16 protein-coding genes are annotated in these 16,173 nt (G+C 72.6%); 9 read left to right on the top strand and 7 right to left on the bottom strand.

All coding sequences use genetic code 11. The features are described from left to right. Positions 1-115: 115 nt before the first annotated feature. Positions 116-1,702: a methyl-accepting chemotaxis protein gene (locus tag AB2L28_RS05450; RefSeq protein WP_370717708.1), complete on the bottom strand. Its 1,587-nt coding sequence runs from the start codon at positions 1,700-1,702 to the stop codon at positions 116-118. A gap of 500 nt (positions 1,703-2,202) precedes the next feature. On the opposite strand from AB2L28_RS05450, the gene AB2L28_RS05445 reads away from it, so the two are divergent. The 4 genes from AB2L28_RS05445 to aspS all read left to right on the top strand — a co-directional run bounded on the left by AB2L28_RS05445 (position 2,203) and on the right by aspS (position 4,857). After that, the gene (locus AB2L28_RS05445; protein ID WP_370717707.1) at positions 2,203-2,454 is read left to right on the top strand and encodes a type II toxin-antitoxin system Phd/YefM family antitoxin; all 252 of its coding nucleotides are present in this window, start codon (positions 2,203-2,205) and stop codon (positions 2,452-2,454) included. After that, on the top strand, positions 2,451-2,825 hold the full coding sequence (locus AB2L28_RS05440) for a type II toxin-antitoxin system VapC family toxin (protein WP_370717706.1): 375 nt from the start codon (positions 2,451-2,453) through the stop codon (positions 2,823-2,825). Before AB2L28_RS05445 ends, AB2L28_RS05440 begins: the two co-directional genes overlap by 4 nt. 82 nt (positions 2,826-2,907) lie before the next feature. Then, the gene (locus AB2L28_RS05435) at positions 2,908-3,303 is read left to right on the top strand and encodes an NUDIX hydrolase (RefSeq protein WP_370717862.1); all 396 of its coding nucleotides are present in this window, start codon (positions 2,908-2,910) and stop codon (positions 3,301-3,303) included. A gap of 270 nt (positions 3,304-3,573) precedes the next feature. Next, positions 3,574-4,857: an aspartate--tRNA(Asn) ligase gene (gene aspS, locus AB2L28_RS05430; protein WP_370717705.1), complete on the top strand. Its 1,284-nt coding sequence runs from the start codon at positions 3,574-3,576 to the stop codon at positions 4,855-4,857. A 425-nt stretch (positions 4,858-5,282) separates the two neighbouring features. Here aspS and AB2L28_RS05425 read toward each other — a convergent pair whose 3' ends face one another. Both AB2L28_RS05425 and AB2L28_RS05420 read right to left on the bottom strand, forming a co-directional pair. Then, on the bottom strand, positions 5,283-5,654 hold the full coding sequence (locus AB2L28_RS05425; protein ID WP_370717704.1) for a hypothetical protein: 372 nt from the start codon (positions 5,652-5,654) through the stop codon (positions 5,283-5,285). A gap of 30 nt (positions 5,655-5,684) precedes the next feature. Continuing rightward, positions 5,685-6,140, bottom strand: a complete 456-nt coding sequence (locus AB2L28_RS05420; protein WP_370717703.1) for a TetR/AcrR family transcriptional regulator — start codon at positions 6,138-6,140, stop codon at positions 5,685-5,687. Positions 6,141-6,453: 313 nt separating this feature from the next. On the opposite strand from AB2L28_RS05420, the gene AB2L28_RS05415 reads away from it, so the two are divergent. From AB2L28_RS05415 to AB2L28_RS05405, 3 genes are all read left to right on the top strand, one after another. Then, complete coding sequence (locus AB2L28_RS05415; protein ID WP_370717702.1) at positions 6,454-6,720, top strand: AbrB/MazE/SpoVT family DNA-binding domain-containing protein; 267 nt, start codon at positions 6,454-6,456, stop codon at positions 6,718-6,720. Beyond that, positions 6,717-7,229 carry a PIN domain-containing protein gene (locus AB2L28_RS05410; protein ID WP_370717701.1) on the top strand — a complete coding sequence of 171 codons (513 nt, stop codon included), beginning with the start codon at positions 6,717-6,719 and terminating at the stop codon, positions 7,227-7,229. Before AB2L28_RS05415 ends, AB2L28_RS05410 begins: the two co-directional genes overlap by 4 nt. A gap of 186 nt (positions 7,230-7,415) precedes the next feature. Then, positions 7,416-7,718, top strand: coding sequence for a hypothetical protein (locus AB2L28_RS05405; RefSeq protein ID WP_370717700.1), 303 nt, complete (start codon positions 7,416-7,418; stop codon positions 7,716-7,718). 341 nt (positions 7,719-8,059) lie between these two features. On the opposite strand, the gene AB2L28_RS05400 is transcribed toward AB2L28_RS05405, so the two are convergent. Then, complete coding sequence (locus AB2L28_RS05400; RefSeq protein ID WP_370717699.1) at positions 8,060-11,185, bottom strand: MMPL family transporter; 3,126 nt, start codon at positions 11,183-11,185, stop codon at positions 8,060-8,062. A gap of 252 nt (positions 11,186-11,437) precedes the next feature. Between AB2L28_RS05400 and AB2L28_RS05395 the strand changes: the two genes are divergently transcribed. Continuing rightward, positions 11,438-12,022, top strand: coding sequence for a TetR/AcrR family transcriptional regulator (locus AB2L28_RS05395; RefSeq protein WP_370717698.1), 585 nt, complete (start codon positions 11,438-11,440; stop codon positions 12,020-12,022). Between the two features lie 7 nt (positions 12,023-12,029). Beyond that, on the top strand, positions 12,030-13,484 hold the full coding sequence (locus tag AB2L28_RS05390; RefSeq protein ID WP_370717697.1) for a phospholipase D-like domain-containing protein: 1,455 nt from the start codon (positions 12,030-12,032) through the stop codon (positions 13,482-13,484). Positions 13,485-13,517: 33 nt separating this feature from the next. On the opposite strand, the gene aroC is transcribed toward AB2L28_RS05390, so the two are convergent. From aroC to AB2L28_RS05375, 3 genes are all read right to left on the bottom strand, one after another. Beyond that, positions 13,518-14,756, bottom strand: coding sequence for a chorismate synthase (gene aroC / locus AB2L28_RS05385; protein WP_370717696.1), 1,239 nt, complete (start codon positions 14,754-14,756; stop codon positions 13,518-13,520). Positions 14,757-14,819: 63 nt separating this feature from the next. Further along, the gene (locus tag AB2L28_RS05380) at positions 14,820-15,296 is read right to left on the bottom strand and encodes an Lrp/AsnC family transcriptional regulator (RefSeq protein ID WP_370717695.1); all 477 of its coding nucleotides are present in this window, start codon (positions 15,294-15,296) and stop codon (positions 14,820-14,822) included. A gap of 95 nt (positions 15,297-15,391) precedes the next feature. Beyond that, entirely contained in the window at positions 15,392-16,072 is a 681-nt protein-coding gene (locus tag AB2L28_RS05375) for a GntR family transcriptional regulator (protein WP_370717694.1), read from the bottom strand. Positions 16,073-16,173: the final 101 nt, after the last annotated feature.

The following is a 16,173-nucleotide window of genomic DNA, read 5'->3' as shown; positions in this document are numbered from 1 at the left end:
TGGACGGAGCAGGAGTCACGATGACCTGTCGGGCGGTGCGGCGGGTGGCTGTAGCGCGTCCGGCGTCTTTCACCGGATCGCGGAGGGCGAATCCGCGCACCTGCCGAGACGGGTGTCACAGCCGGAAGGTGGCCACCAACTCGTTGAGCTCGCCGGCGGCGCGGGTGACCTCCCCGGCGGTGGCGGCGGTCCGGCTGGCGCCGCTGGTGGTCCGATCGGCGGCGGCGGCGATGCCGGAGATGTTCGTGGCGATCTCGTTGCTGCCGGTGGAGACCTCGGTGACGTTGCGGACCATCTCGGCCGTCGTGGCCGACTGCTCCTCCACCGCGGCCGCGATGGTGGACTGCAGGCCGTCGATGCGGGCGATGACCTCGGCGATCTGGGTGATGGCCCCGGCGGCCTCGGTGGCGTCGGTCTGGGTGGCCGCGACCTTGGCGACGATCTCCTCGGTCGCCCGGGCGGTCTGCTGGGCCAGTTCCTTGACCTCCCCGGCGACGACGGCGAACCCCTTGCCCATCTCCCCGGCGCGGGCGGCCTCGATGGTGGCGTTCAGGGCCAGCAGGTTGGTCTGCTCGGCGATGGAGGTGATGAGCTTGACGACGTCGCCGATCTCCCGGCTGGAGGTGGACAGCCGCTCCAGGGTGTGCCCGGCGCCGGAGGCCGCGTCCACGGCGGTCGCCGCGGTGGCCGAGGCGTCGGCGGTGGAGGTGGCGATCTCACGGATGGCCGCGGACATCTGCTCCCCGGCGGCAGCCACGGTGCCGATGTTGGCGCTGATCTGCTCGGTCGCGGCCGAGACCACCTGCGACTGCACGGCGGACTCCTGCGCACCCGAGGACAACTGGGTGGCCACGGTGGACAGGTCGCCGCTGGCCGCGGCCAAGGTGGCGGCGGTGGCGTGGATGCGCGTCATGGTCTGGTGCAGGTGGTCCATGGTGGTGTCCACCGCGGTCGCCAGCTGACCGACCTCGTCGCGGCTGGTGGTGCCGACACGCTGGTCCAGCCGGCCCTGGGCCAGGCCCTGCACGACGCGGACCGTGGCCGCCAGCGGGCGGGTGATCGACCGGGCCACCGCGACCGCCACGACCACGGCGATGACCAGAGCCGCGATGCCCAGGCCGAGCAGGATCGCCCGAGCCGTGCGGTAGCCAGCCGCGCCGGCGGCCCCGGTGACGGCGGCGTTGTCGGTCTCGGCCTTCTGGATGCGGTCCAGGACGGTGTTCAACTCGGTGGCCAGGGGAACGATGGTGCTGTCGCGGGCGCTGATGAAGCCGGCCTGGTCGTTCGCCTGGGCGGCGGTGACGAGCTGCTGGCGGGCGGTGCGGAAACGGGTCAGGTCGGCGGCGAAGGTGTCACGGTCAGCCTTGGTGGAGACCGGGTGGGTGGCCAGGTACGTCTCCCACGCCGCGTCCAGCACGGCGTCGTCGGCGGTGATGGCCTGCACGGCGGTGGTGGTGGCAGCCGCGTCGGTGGTCAGGGCGGCGGAGGTCAGGTCCAGGCGGGACTGGGCGAAGGCGTACTTGACGGTGCCGATGCTCTGCACGCCGGGGACGACGACCTGGCTGAGCGAGGTGACGGTGGCCTGGGACGAGGCCAGTTTGACCAGCCCCAGCCCGAGCACCGTGGCCAGCAGCAGGCAGACGATGCCGAAGCCGGTGGCGAGCTTGGTGGTGATCTTGAGGTCCCGCAGGCGGTTCAGCACGCAGACGTATCGGCAGCACCGGGACCGGTGTTGAGCTCGGCCGGCGGAGGCGGGGTTCGACACGGTGCCGTCGTCGGCGTAGCGGGAGTGGTCGGCCGGGAGCTGGGGGTGACGCACTCGCGGACCGCGGCGGTCTGGTCCTCGACGTCCTCGGTCAGCCTCGTCGCGCCGGGCGCCGGGACCGGGGTTCTGGCACCGCCGCCGGGCCTGCTGGCGCAGCGGGGAGGAGGACTCGCGGGAGGTGCCGTGCTCGGCGCAGGAGGTGAGGACCGCCCCGAGTGGGGCGGCTTCGGGTCGCTGCGCGACGGTGAGACGGGTTCGAGGAACCTGTCCACGAGCTCCTCGTCAGCGCGGGTTCGCGGCCCTGTGCGACGGTCCGCCGCGGAGCCGAGCCAGGGGCCGGGTGACGTCCTGGTCAGCGAGACGATCGTGACGTCGTGGCCGCTGGCGATTCCGCTCCCCGCGTGGACTTAGTCCGACTTAGTCCCTACCGTGGAACCGTGACGCAGACGGTGAACGTGCACGAGGCGAAGACGCACCTGTCCCGACTGCTCGAAGCGGTCGAACGGGGAGAGGACGTGGTGATCGCCCGCTCCGGCAAGCCCGTGGCCCGCCTGGTGCCCGCCCGCTCGCACGGAACGCGCCGTCCCGGGGCGTGGAAGGGGCGAGTGGACATCGCCGACGACTTCGACGACCCCTCCGGGGAACTGGTGGCCGCCTTCGGCGACGGCGCCGTCGAGCCGCACCTGTGACGGCTCTGCTGCTCGACACCCACGTCCTGCTGTGGTGGTTGAGCGATGACGAACGCCTGCCCGAGCGCATGCGAGCCGCCGTGGCCGACGGCGAGAACGGGGTGTTCGTCTCCGCGGCGTCGGCGTGGGAGATGTCGATCAAGGCTGCGCTGGGCAAGCTGACCGTGCCGGACGGCCTGCGTGAGGAGTTGCAGCAGCAGGGCTTCAGCGAGTTGCCGGTCACCGTGGACGACGGCCTGGTCGCCGGTGCCCTGCCGCGTCACCACGACGACCCCTTCGACCGGATGCTCATCGCGCAGGCCGCCCGGCGCGGGCTGCGACTGCTCAGCGTCGACCGACGCTTCGGGTACTACGACGTCCGACTCCTGTGAACCGGTCATCGACGTCCACGACAGCGGGATGACCGTGACGTCGGCCGTCGAACGGCGGCCCCCTACCCTGCCCGTCGTGGTCATGGAAGTCGTCGCCGCCGCTGTCCTGGTCGACCGGCGGTTGCTGACGGTCAGCAAGACCGTCGCGCCCCACGTCTTCTACCTCCCCGGCGGCAAACCCGACGCCGGGGAACCGCAGGAGCAGACCCTCGCCCGTGAGCTGTCGGAGGAGCTGTCGACCACTCCCGTCGACGTCCAGCCGTACCTGGTGGTGCAGGCACCGGCGGCGTTGGAGGGTGTGCCGATGCGGATGACGGTCTACCGCTGCCGGCTGGCCGCGCCCCCTCGGCTGGCCGCTGAGCTGGCCGACTCGCGCTGGATCACCAGCGCGGGCCTGCGAGCCCCCGACGTCCTGGCCCCCGCGTTGCGTGACGTGCTGCTCCCTCGGCTGGTGCAGGACGGCCTGCTGGCCGCCTGACCAACCGCCCACCGCGGGATGACCGTGAAGTCGCCCTGCGGTCCGGGTGCGCCCCGCGGATGCCGTGACGTCCGGTCTCGACGGGACCGCAGCCTCGTCCCTGCAGTGGCGGGGCGGCGTTGACGGGGTGTGACGACCCCCGAGCCGCGACGGGTGGTCCCCGACATCGGACCGACGAGGCCGGTCCGCTGCGGACCGGTGAAGGTGTGGTGGCACCGCGAGCAACCCGATCGCCCACACCTCCGGGGTCAGAACCACTCGGAGGTGATCGTGAGACGCACGCTGAACACCACCCTCGCCGAGCACGTCGGCGAACCCGTCCAGCTCGAAGGCTGGATCCACCGCCGCCGGCGCCTGGCCGCGGTGACCTTCCTCGTCCTGCGCGACCGCAGCGGCCTGTCCCAGGTCGTCGTGAGCGACCAAGCAGTTCGGGCAGCCCTCGACGGCCTGCCCGAGGAAACCGTCGTCCGCGTCACCGGGACCGCCACCGCCAACGCCAAGGCACCCGACGGGGTGGAGGTCATCGACCCCGTCATCACCGCCCTCAGCGCACCCGCCGTCGGCGCGCCGGTGGAACTGTGGCGCCCGCACCTGGACGCCGCGTTGCCGACGCTGCTGGACCACGCCTCCCTCACCTGGCGCCACCAGGAACGACGAGCGGTCTGGGAACTGGCCGCGGCGTCCTTGCGCGGCTTCCGCGCCACCTTGGACGCGGCCGGTTTCACCGAGGTCGCCACCCCGAAGTTCACCGCCACCGCCACCGAGTCCGGTGCGAACGTGTTCGCCGTGGACTACTTCGGCCGCCCCGCCCACCTGGCCCAGTCCCCGCAGTTCTACAAGCAGATGCTGGTCGGGGTCTTCGAGCGGGTCTACGAGACCGGGCCGGTCTTCCGCGCCGAGCCGCACGACACCGTCCGCCACCTGGCCCAGTACACCTCCCTCGACGTGGAACTGGGCTTCATCGCTGACCACCGCGACGTCCTGGCCGTGCTGCGCGAGGTGCTGGCGGGGATGGTCGTCGCCGTCGCTGAACACGAGGACGCCTGCTCGCGGGCGGGGGTCGAGGTGCCGGTGGTGCCGGAGCAGATCCCCCTCATCCACTTCCAGGACGCGTTGCACCTGGTCGGCGCCGACCCGGACGAGCCGGACCTCGCACCGGAGCACGAACGGGAGCTGAGCCGGTGGGCGCTGCGCGAGCACGGCAGCGACTTCCTGGCCGTGGAGGGTTACCCCGCGCTCAAGCGGCCGTTCTACACCCACCCTCAGCCCGACGACCCGCGGTGGACGAACTCCTTCGACCTGCTCTTCCGGGGCCTGGAGCTGGTGACCGGCGGTCAGCGCCTGCACGAACACGGCGACTACGTCACCGCCCTCACCGCCCGCGGGCAGGACCCGGGCGACTACGGCGCCTACCTGGACACCTTCGCCCGCGGCATGCCGCCGCACGGCGGGTTCGCGCTGGGGCTGGAGCGGTGGGTGGCGCGACTGGCCGGTCTGGACAACGTCCGCCGCAGCACGCTGTTCCCGCGAGACCTGCACCGGCTGACCCCCTGAGCAGACCTCGGGTTGAGAACACGGGGCGGAGCGGGACGAGCGCGAGGTCGTCGTGCTCCCGGGCCCGGGTTCGCCAGACGGAGCCGACCTCGACGAACTGGTCCGCGTCTTCGAGGTTTGCGGCCTTGCGGGTGCAGAGCCGAGCGCCGTGCGCGTGGGCCGTGGCGGCGATGAGCAGGTCCATCGTTCGAGCGCGCGGTTGCCGGCCCACCGCGACGACCGCCGCGGCCAGTTGCCCGCAGCTCGCGGAGGCCGACGGCTGTCATCGAGCCGAGGCAGCTCTTGTGCTGCTTCACGTGTAGTCGCGTCGTGACGGGAGTCCGGACGGCGACGCCGCTGGCTGCGCCTACAGCCCGCGCACCGCGGGATGACCGCGACGTGCTTCGGCGGTTGCCGGGGATCGGGAAGGTGGTCGACGGGTGCGTCTACCGCGACCCCGCCGGTCTGCGCGGCAACGAGCCGTTGATGAGCTCCACTGCTTCGCGCGGGTTCGGCACCTCGACGGCGATGCGGTCGTAGGACTGGCCGGTGAGCTGGATGACGATGGTGCGAGTACCCCGGTAGGTCTCCCAGAGGGTCTTCTCCCCGTGGTGGTGGAAGGTGCCGACGGCGGCGACCCCGGGGATGTGCAGACCGGGGGACCTCACGCCCTTGGGTTCGCGCACGACGTCGGGGTCGATGGTCGCGCCGCGCACGCTGGTCAAGGGGATCTCCAGGCGTGACTTCATGGCCCACACCTTGCTCATGCCGCGCAGTTGGACGCGGAGGTGGTCGCCGGCGATCTGGACGCGAGCCATGGCGTGGCCTTTCAGGTGTGACGGGTCAGGTCAGTGGGGGACGAAAGAGTCGAGCTGAGCTCGTCGCAGCAGGCGCCGACCCAGCAACTCCGCGGCCGGGGGGCCGTCGCGAGGGGTGAAGTGCTGGTCGAGGTCGGTGCACGCGGTGGCGACGAGGTCGCGGATTTCTGCGTCGCTGGGGGCGAGTTCTAGTGCGCCCACGAGGAGGAGGTCGAGGGCGGGTCCTTCGATCAGCTCCTTGGCGCAGGTGTCGGGATGGGCGGCGACGTTGGCGCCGGCTTGGGGGAGTTCGTCGTGCACCGCCTGGTGCAGCGCGGCCAGGAAGAGGCCGCGTTTGCTGCCGAAGGCCTGGTAGAGGCTGCCGCGATGCAGGCCCAGGGCGTTGACCAGGTCGTCGATGGAGGTAGCTGAGTAGCCCAGGCGCGCGAAGACCTCGCCGGCGGCGGTGATCGCGGCGGGTACGTCGAAAGCACGGGGTCGGGCCACAGCCCCATCTTGACTATGAATGAACGATCGGTCAAGAACGAGTAGCGGTGGATCGGAGGTTGTGCTGGTACGGCTCGGGGCCCCGTGGCCGAGGGGCCGTCACGGTTGGCGACCTTCCGCCTCTCGCGATGTGCGTGACGTCGCCGGCCGCTGGCGATCACGCGCACCGCGCGATGACCGTGCGCCGCGCGCACCGCGGGATGACCGTGAAGATGCCTGGTCTTGTCGCTGCCGGGGTGAAACGGCGACGCGAGCGACCGCATCAAGTGGGACGATCTAGGAAGCGTCCCACCAACGGGCGTATGGTGGGTTCATGAGCGTGCAGGCACTGAAGATCGACTCCAAGCGGCGAACAGTCGTGCCCGCAGAGGTCCTCGCTGCGGCAGGTATCACCGAGGGCTCCGAACTGATCCCGCACGCCGAAGGTCCTGGCCGCATCGTCTTCGAGACCCGCGCCGCCATGCAGGCCCGTGTTCGTGCGAAGTACCGACGCAAGGGTGGCGGCGTGTCCGCCCAGCAGGCGTGGGCCGAGTACCACGGTGAAGAAACGGATGCCCTCGCCGAGAAGGGCGTCGAGTGAGCGAGGACCCTCACGCCGTCATCGCCAGCTCCCCGCTGGGAACACCGCTGCTGCTCGACGCGTGCGCCGTCTTGTCCTGGCTCGATCCGGACGCGCAGGAGACGTCTGACAGTCGCGCTCGCATCGACGACGTGTTCGCGACCGTCGACGTGACCAGCGTCAACGTCGCGGTCCCCACCGTGGTCGAGGTCGCGACGGTCCTCAGTCGGAAGTTCGGACTGGACGAAGAAGCCCGCAGCGTCGGCGACGACCTGAGCAGTGCGGGGATCCGCATCGTCCCGTTCGGCCTCGCAGAGGCCGCGCACATCGCGGAGGTCCTCCATGCGGAGAAGGGCGCTCGGCAGGCCGAGCTCGATGCGGGCCGCAAGGTCGGGCGACTCTCGCTCGGCGACCGCATCGCCATGGCCACCGCTGGAGCCCGACACGACACGCTCGTGACGACGGACCAGTTCGTGATCCAGGTGTCAGAGCGCATGGAGTCGAACACCTACGACTACCGCGCCGGCTGAGTCGCGGAGAGCTCGCGGCGAGGGCGCCACGGTCAGGAGCAACGGCGCGCTTCCCCGAGGTGCTGGGGTTCGCGCGGACGGCGGGATGATCGTGAGGTCGTTAGCCGGCCTCGACGGCAGTGGTGGATGTTGTGCTCGTCCTGCTGAAGGGGTCCGGACGACCTACTCGTTCGCCATGCTGCCTTGGTGGTCCTGTGGGAGGTCTTGACCGGCCTGGCGCCGATGGCTGTTGCTCTGGTCGCTCTGACGGCCCCTGTGGCGCTGATGGTGAAGACGCATCGATGGTCACCGCTGGGCCTGGTGCTGTGGACCGTGGCGGTGGTGGCCGCAGGACGCTGGCTGGTCCAGAGCATCGAATTGGCTGATGCGACCGATGGGGGCAGTGGTCCTTGGGGTGCGTGGCGGTGGCTGGTGACTGCTGTCGTCGCCTCGGGTGCGGCGACGATGCTCGTGCTCGTTCGTCTGCATCGGCTACGCCTCCTTCGCTGATACAGCTCGGCTTGGTCGCTGGCACGTCGACCATCCGCAGATCGGCATGAGCGCGACAGCGCGGCCATCGACATGAGCGCGACAGCGCGGCCATCGACACGACCATGACGTCCGCGACCGTGACGTCGAGGCAGCACGTGCGAACCGCTGACGTCTCGAGGGCCGGGAGGCGTCACCTCCAGGACCGCTGGGAGCGTCACCGGTGTCGTGGTGCGGAACTGCCACCGGTGTCGTGAGACACGACCACGGGGTTCGTGCGCCGTCGCGGTGGGCGTCGATCACCCGTTCGACGGGGTCCGGGGTCCCGGCACCTCGTCCGCGGCGGCGCGGGGCCACCGCGCTCAGGGGCGGGTGACCTCGTCGGGGTCGTGCTGGGCGGCCTGCCCCAGCCGCACCTCGACCTCCCGGTGGCTCCCGTCGGGGACCTCGACCGGCGTGGCCACCGGCGGGAAGCCGGCCGCGGTGAGGGTGTACCGCCCGCGGGTGAGGTCGTCGAAGGCGAAGGTGCCGTCGACGTCGGTCGTGGCGGTGTCCACCACCGCACCGCTCTCGTCGACGACCGTGACGGACGCCTCGGCGACGGGCGTGCCGTCCTCGGTGTCCACCGTCCCCACGAGGCGACCCCCGGCGCTCAGGGTCACGTCGAGCTCGACGTCGCGGCCGTGGTCGACCGCGAGGTTCTGAGCGACGGGCCGGAACGCCGACGACAGCACGCTGAGGACGTAGCTGCCGGCGACGAGGTCGGCGATGCGGTAGGCGCCCTCCTCGTCGGTCCGGGTGGTGGCGACGACGGCGCCCTGGACGTCCAGCAGCGTCAGCACCGCCCCGGCGACCGGACCGTCCGCGCTGCGCAGCACCCCGTGCAGGGCCGCGCTGCCGACGAGGCGCACGTCGTGGCGCACGGCCCTGCCCGCGACGGGGACGAGGTGCGCGACGGGCCGGGCGTCGGCCGCGGCGACGATGAGGACGAACGTCCCGCCGGCTTCCAGCGGCAGGCAGAAGAACCCGACCTCGTCGGCCGACGCCCGCGCCAGCTGCCGTCCGGAGTGGTCGGTGACGGTGAGCGCGGCACCTTCCAGGGGGCGCCCGGTGGAGTCGGTCACGAGACCCACCACGCCCAGCGGCAGGTCGCCCAGGACGCGCTCGACGCGCTGCTCGGCGGGCAGGCCCGCCGGCGGTCCGTCGGGGGTGCCCTCGGGGTGGCGGCGCTCCTCGCGCGGGGCGGGGACCTCGGCGGACGTCGCGGCGGGGGCTGCCGGGGTGCCCTGCCCACCCTCACGGGCCAGCAGGGCTTCCAGCCCGCGTCCCTCGGCGTCCACGTTCGGCACCAGCCGGCCCATCCAGCGCGGCATCCACCACGCGGCCCGGCCCAGGAGGGTGAGGGCGGCGGGCATGATGACCATGCGCACGACGAGGGCGTCGGCGAGGACCCCGACCGTCAGCGCCATGCCGATCGAGCCGATGACCTGGTCCCCGCTGGTGGCGAACCCGACGAAGACGCCGGACATGATGAGCGCGGCCGCCACGACGACGGGCGCCGACCGGCGGAACCCCGCCAGCACCGCGTCCTTCGGGCTGCGGCCGTGGGCGTGCTGCTCGTGGATCGCCGAGACGAGGAACATCTGGTAGTCCATCGCGAGCCCGAAGAGGATCCCGACGACGAGGACGGGCATGAAGCTCAGCAGCGGACCGGGCTGGGCGACCTGGAAGACGTCGGACAGCCAGCCCCACTGGTAGATCGCCACGACCGAGCCGAGCGAGGCGCCGAGGGACAGCAGGAACCCGACCGTCGCCAGCAGCGGCACCGCCAGCGACCGGAACAGCATGATCAGCAGGAACAGCGCGAGCACGACGATGATGGCGATGTAGACGGGCAGGGCGTCGTTGAGGGCGTCCGTCACGTCGATGTCGAGGGCCGTCTGACCGGTGACCAGGACCTCCGCGCCGGCCGTGTCGGACGTCGCGGACCTGATGGCGCGGACCAGGTCGCTCGTGCGCTCGTCGGTCGGACCGGAGGCGGGGACGACGGTGATGAGCTGCGCGGTGCCGTCCTGGGAGGGGAGCGCGGGGGTGACCGCGGCCACGTCCGGCAGGCCCTGCACCTCGCCCGCCACCTGCCCGGCCGCGGCGGCGACGTCGGCGGGGTCGGTGCCGTTCACCAGGACGACGAGCGTGGCCTGCGAGCCCGGCCCGAAGCCCTCGACGAGCAGGTCGTACGCCTGGCGCTGCGACGTGGCCGGGTCGGCGTTCTCGGCCGAGGGCAGCGCGGTGCGCATCGAGGCGACCGGGATCGCGATCGCCCCGACGGCCAGGACGGCGAGCAGGAGGGCGACCACGGGGTGGGCCGTGACCCCGCGTGCCCACCGGCCGAGGAACCCTGGGCCGGCGAGGTCCGTGGTGGCGTGGTCGTCGCTGTCGGCGACGGCCCGCAGCCCGGCGCGGTCGCGGCCGCGTTCCTTCTTCGGCAGCACGCGCAGGCCGAGGACCTTGAGGAAGGCGGGGACGGCGGTGAGGGCGACGAGCACGGCGACGGCGACCGTCGCGGCGGCGGCCAGACCCATCTGGGTGAGGAAGGGGATGTTGACGACCGACAGCCCGACGAGGGCGATGACGACGGTGGTGCCGGCGAAGACGACCGCCGTGCCCGCGGTCCCGGTGGCCTTGGCGATGGCCCGGTCCAGCTCCTCCCCGCGCCGCAGCTCGGTGCGGGTGCGGGCGAAGACGAACAGGGCGTAGTCGATGCCGACGGCCAGGCCGAGCATCCCGGCGAGGGCGGGCGTCGTCGTGGACAGCGAGACGACCTTGCCGAGGGCCATGATGCCGAGGTACCCCGCGCCGACCCCGAGCCCGGCGGTCAGCAGGTTCGCCCCCGCCGCCGCGAGCGAGCCGTAGGTCAGGACCAGGACGAGGGCGGCGACGGCGACCCCGATGGCCTCGCTCGTGTGACCGGCCTCGGTGCGCTGCACCTGGGAGGTGACCTCGACGCGGACCCCGTCCACCGTCCGGTCGGCGGCGTTCTCGAGCGCGTCGGCCTGCGCGCTGGTGACGTCGCCCACGGTGCCGTCGAACGTGACCGTGGCGGCGGCGATGCGCCCGTCCTGCGACACCATCGGCTGCTGCTGGGCGAACGGGTCGCTCACCGACGCGATCCCGTCCAGGCCGCGGACGTCGTTCAGCACGTCCTGGACGACGGTCGCGTTCGCGGCGGTGAGCGTCTCGCCCTGCGGGGCCTGGAACACGACCGTCGCGGTGGCGTTGTTCGCCCCGGCCGAGAACTTCTCCTCCAGCAGGTCCAGACCGTCGCTGGCCTGGGTGCCCGGGATCGAGAAGCTGGTGTCCTGCGCCGCCGTCTGCTTCAGGCCGAACGCCAGGCTCGCCAGCGCGGCCACGATCACGGCCCAGGTGGCCAGCACCAGCCAGTGGCGCCGGGCGCTGAACCGCCCGAGTCGGTAGAGCAGCGTGGCCATCGGGCGGGCTCCTTCGCAGGGCGACGGGGGAGGGGGCGTCGAGAGGTCCGTCGGCTCCGGCGGCGACGAGGGAACTTGCTGTTCGGCTAGTCGACGGTACCCCGGCGCCCCGCCGGTCGCCAACGTTTCGGTGCTAGTCGATCGGCTAGTCCAGGGGTGGTCCGGCATCCGCCGGAAGTCGTAGCGCGGGTGTTCACCGGGGCCCTGGGTACAGTGCTCCCACGCGGCCCGCACGCGCGAGCGAGGAGACCCATGACGAGGACGGCCGGTGAGGCCCGGTCCGCCGGGCCGGGGCGTCAGCGCCTGCACGAGGCCGCGCTGCGGCTGTTCACCGAGCACGGGGTCAGCGGGACGTCGCTGCAGATGATCGCCGACGAGGTCGGGGTCACGAAGGCGGCCGTCTACTACCACTACCGGACGAAGGACGACCTCGTCGTCGGTGTCGTGGCCCCGTTCATCGACCGCCTGTTCGAAGTCCTCGAGGCGGCGCGCGCCCGGCGCGGTCGCCGAGCCCAGGTGGAGGTCCTGCTCGAAGGCCTCGTCGACCTCATCGTCGACGTCCGGCGCCTGTACGTGGTCGCCGCGGTCGACCCGGTCATCGCGCACCTGCAGGAGAACTACCCCCGGATGCGCGAGATCGGGGACCGGATGCGGGAACTCCTCGCCGGTCCCGACGCCGACGCCGAGCGCCGCGTCGCGGTCGTGTTCTTCCTGTCCGGCCTCGTCGGCCCGCTCGGCGACGCGTCCTGCCGGGACATCCCCGACGAGGACCTGCGCCGGATGCTGCTGGAGACGGGTCGCCGGTCCCTGCTGCCGCGCAGGGGGTCGCGCGCGTGAGCCGGCGGTGAGCTGGGTCGCGCTCCTCAGCGAGCTGCTCGTCGTCGTCGACTACGCCGTGAAGGTGTGGGCCATCGGCACGGTGCCGGAGGACCGGCGGCCGGGGTCGTCCTCGGCCTGGCTCCTGCTCATCCTCTTCCTGCCCGTCGTCGGGCTGCCGCTGTTCCTGCTCCTGGGCAGCCCCCACGTCACGGGGCGACGACACCACGTGCAGCAGCTGGCGAACCAGGTCATCGCCGACAGCGTCGTGGACCTGCCGGCCGTGCCCGAGGGCGTCGTCGTCGACGAGCACCTGCGCACCCTGCTGGAGCTGAACCGCCGGTTGACGTACCTGCCGTGCGTCGTGGGGGACCACCGGAGGCTGCTGGCCGAGGACGAGTTCGTGCCCGCCCTCGTCCGGGCCGTCGACCGCGCCGAGCGCACCGTGCACGTCGAGTTCTACGTCGCCGCGCTGGACCCGACGACGGAACCCTTCTTCGACGCGCTGCGCCGCGCGGTGGCGCGGGGCGTGCGCGTGCGGTTCCTCTACGACCACCTCGGCGCGCGCGGGTACCCCGGGCACGCGCGGATGAACGAGCGGCTGAGCGCCGACGGGGTCGAGTGGCACCGCACGATGCCCATCGACCCGCTGCGCCGCCGCTGGCGCCGGCCGGACCTGCGCAACCACCGCAAGCTCGTCGTGGTGGACCGGCGCACCGCGTTCGTGGGGTCGCAGAACCTCGTCGACCCCGGTTACCTCAAACCCCGGCACGTCCGCGCGGGCCGGCGCTGGGTCGACCTCAACGTCGAGCTCACCGGCGCGGTCGTGCAGTCGGTGGAGGAGGTGTTCGCGACCGACTGGTACGCCGAGACCAGCGAGGTCCTCACCGAGGTGGCCTCCGCGGTCGAGGAGAGCGCACCCGGCGGTTCCAGCGGGGCGTTCCAGGTGGTCCCCTCGGGGCCGGGCTACCCGACGGAGCCGAACCTGCGGATGTTCTGCGCGCTCATCCACGCCGCGACGCGGACGGTGTCGATCGTCAGCCCCTACTTCGTCCCCGACGAGGGTCTGGAGCAGGCCATCACGACGGCGTCCTACCGCGGGGTCCGGGTGGAGCTGTTCGTCTCGGAGAAGGCCGACCAGTTCATGGTCCACCACGCGCAGCGGTCGTACTACTCCGCGCTGCTGCGCGCCGGGGTGCGCATCCACCGGCTGCCCGCGCCCGCCGTCCTGCACGCCAAGGTGCTCGTCGTGGACGGCGAACGGGCCGTCATCGGGTCCAGCAACATGGACATCCGCTCGTTCAACCTCGACCACGAGGTCTCCCTGCTCGGCCTCGAACCGCAGTTCGTCGCCGACCTCGCCGCGGTCGTCGACGACTACCGCGCGCGGTCGGTCGAACTGACGTCGCAGGAGTGGTCGCGCCGCCCGTACCGGCAGCGCTACCTCGACAACGTCATGCGCCTGACCGCCGCGCTGCAGTGAGGACCGGCGGAGGACCGGCGGGGGACCGGCTCCTCAGGAGGTCGGGGCGACCTTGACCGGGAGGGAGTCGAGGTAGCTGCGGACGTTCGCGCGGACCTGCTCGACGTTGTCGCCGCCGAACTTCTCCACGACGGCGTCGGCCAGCACGAGCGCGACCATGGCCTCGGCCACCACCCCCGCGGCCGGGACCGCGCACACGTCCGAACGCTGCGCGATCGCCTGGGCCGCGCCGCCGGAGGCGGTGTCCACGGTGTCGAGGGCGCGCGGGACCGTCGAGATGGGTTTCATGGCGGCCCGGACCCGCAGGACCTCACCGTTCGTCATGCCGCCCTCCAGGCCGCCCGCGCGGTCGGTGCGCCGGCGGACGGTGAAACCGTCGGTGCCCTCGCCGCCGTCGACGCGCTCGATCTCGTCGTGGGCCGCCGAACCGCGGCGGCGGGCGGTCTCGAAACCGTCGCCGACCTCGACGCCCTTGATGGCCTGGATGCCCATGAGGGCCGCGGCCAGGCGCGCGTCGAGCTTGCGGTCCCAGTGCACGTAGGACCCCAGACCCGGCGGCAGGTCGTGCACGACGACCTCGACCACGCCGCCGAGGGTGTCGCCCTCGCCGTGGGCGGTGTCGATCTCGGCGACCATCCGGGCGCTGGCCCCCGGGTCGGCGCAGCGGACCGGGTCGGCGTCGATCGCGTCGCGCTGCCCGCGGGCCGGGACGGTGCCCTCGGGGACCGCCTGGGTGCCGATGGACACGACGTGCGAGATCACCTCGGCGCCGACCGTCTGGGCCAGGAAGGCGCGGGCCACCTCGCCGAGCGCGACGCGCGTCGCGGTCTCGCGGGCCGAGGCGCGCTCGAGGACGGGGCGGGCGTCGGGGAAGCCGTACTTCTGCATGCCGGTCAGGTCCGCGTGCCCGGGGCGCGGGCGGGTCAGCGCCGCCGCGCGCCCGCGGGCGGGGATGCGGCCGGGCTCGTCGTAGCGGCGGCCGTCGGCGTCGGCCGGGTCGGCGGCCATGACCTCCTGCCAGCGGGGCCACTCGCTGTTGCCGATGCGCAGGGCGATCGGCCCGCCCTGGGTGCGCCCGTGCCGGACGCCGCCGATGACCTCGAGCTCGTCCTGCTCGAAGTTCATCCGGGCCCCGCGGCCGTGGCCGAGGCGGCGACGGGCGAGGGCCCGGCGGATCTGCGCGCCGTCGACCTCGACCCCGGCGGGGAGGCCTTCGAGGATGCCCGCCAGCGCGGGGCCGTGCGATTCACCTGAGGTCAGCCAGCGCAACACGTGCCCGATTCTGCCGTACCCGTCGAGGGTGACCGTCCCGCCGGGGGCGCGGTGGCGGGAGCGTCAGTCGGCGAGGTCGCTGAGCAGGGGGTCGACCCGGTAGGGGACCAGTTCGCGCATGGCCAGGGACGTCCGCGTCCGGACGACCCCGGGGATGGACAGGACCTCCTGGCCGACGCGGTACAGGTCGTCGGCGTCGCGGGCCACGATGCGGCACATGAGGTCGCCGTCGCCGGTGATGCCGTGCACCTCGAGCACCTCGGGGGTCTCGCGCAGCCGCTGCAGGGTGTCCTCCTGCTGGCCCTGGTGGATCTCGATCATGACGAAGGCGGAGACCGAGAACCCGAGGGCCGCGGGTGCCAGCCGCCGCGAGAACCGGTGCAGCACGCCGTCGGACTCCAGCCGTTCCAGGTGGGCCTGGACGGTGCCGCGGGCCAGGCCGAGCAGGCGCGACAGGCCCAGCACGGTCGCGCGGGGGTCCTCGTCCAGCGCGAGGAGGATCCGGGCATCGATGGAGTCGAGGCGGCGCACGGACGACATCCTGACGCATCGCCCGCCCTCACCGGCAGGCAATGTGCCCACCGCGTGGGAGGACACCTGGGCACCGGGCCCGGCGGGCGCGGCTCCGGGCACCGTCACAGGACCTGGCGCACGGACTCCTCGAAGCCCGTGACGTGGGCCCGGGCGAGGTCGGCGGCGAGGTCGGCGTCGCCCGCGACGATGGCCTCGAGCAGGGCGACGTGCTCCCCGACGTGACCGGCGAAGGTGGGCAGGCGGTCCAGCACGAGGCACCAGATGCGGGTGGCGAGGTTGTCGAGCCGGACGAGGACGTCCTCCAGGTACGGGTTCTGGCTGTGCCGGTAGATGCTGCGGTGCACCTCGACGTCGTGGCGCATGAGTTCGCGCCGGGTCAGGTCCCCGCCGTCGGCGGCGGTGCGCAGGGCCGCCACGGTGCGGGCCAGGGTCCGCATCTCCTCGCGCTCCGCGAGGCCGGCCCGGCGGGCGGCGGCGGCCGCGGCCACCGGTTCCAGGGCCCGGCGCACCTCGGAGATGTACCCCAGGTCGGTCATGTCGACGGTCGTGGCGAAGGTCCCGCGCCGGGGGTAGGCGACGACGAGGCGGTCCACCTCCAGACGTTTGAGGGCTTCGCGGACGGGGGTGCGCCCGACGCCGAACTCCTTGGCCAGCAGGTCGTCGTTGAGGGGTTCACCGGGGCGGATGTCGAGCACGACCAGCCGGTCCCGCAGACGTTCGTAGGCCACGTCCGCCAGCGACGGCGGTGTGGTGGCAGCTTCCTGGGTCGTCAGCGCGCTCACGGGCCCAGCCTACGCGACGTCTGGTACACCAGTCCGAGGGCAGACGTCCGTGAGGTGGGCCTCACCCGCCCGGCACCGCGCGGGCAGGTCTTTGCGACGAT

Origin of the sequence: Kineococcus mangrovi, from assembly GCF_041320705.1 — a bacterium.
Lineage (GTDB): Bacteria > Actinomycetota > Actinomycetes > Actinomycetales > Kineococcaceae > Kineococcus > Kineococcus mangrovi.
The sequence above is the reverse complement of the archived record's forward strand: the minus strand, read 5'-3'. Positions and strand labels throughout refer to the sequence as shown.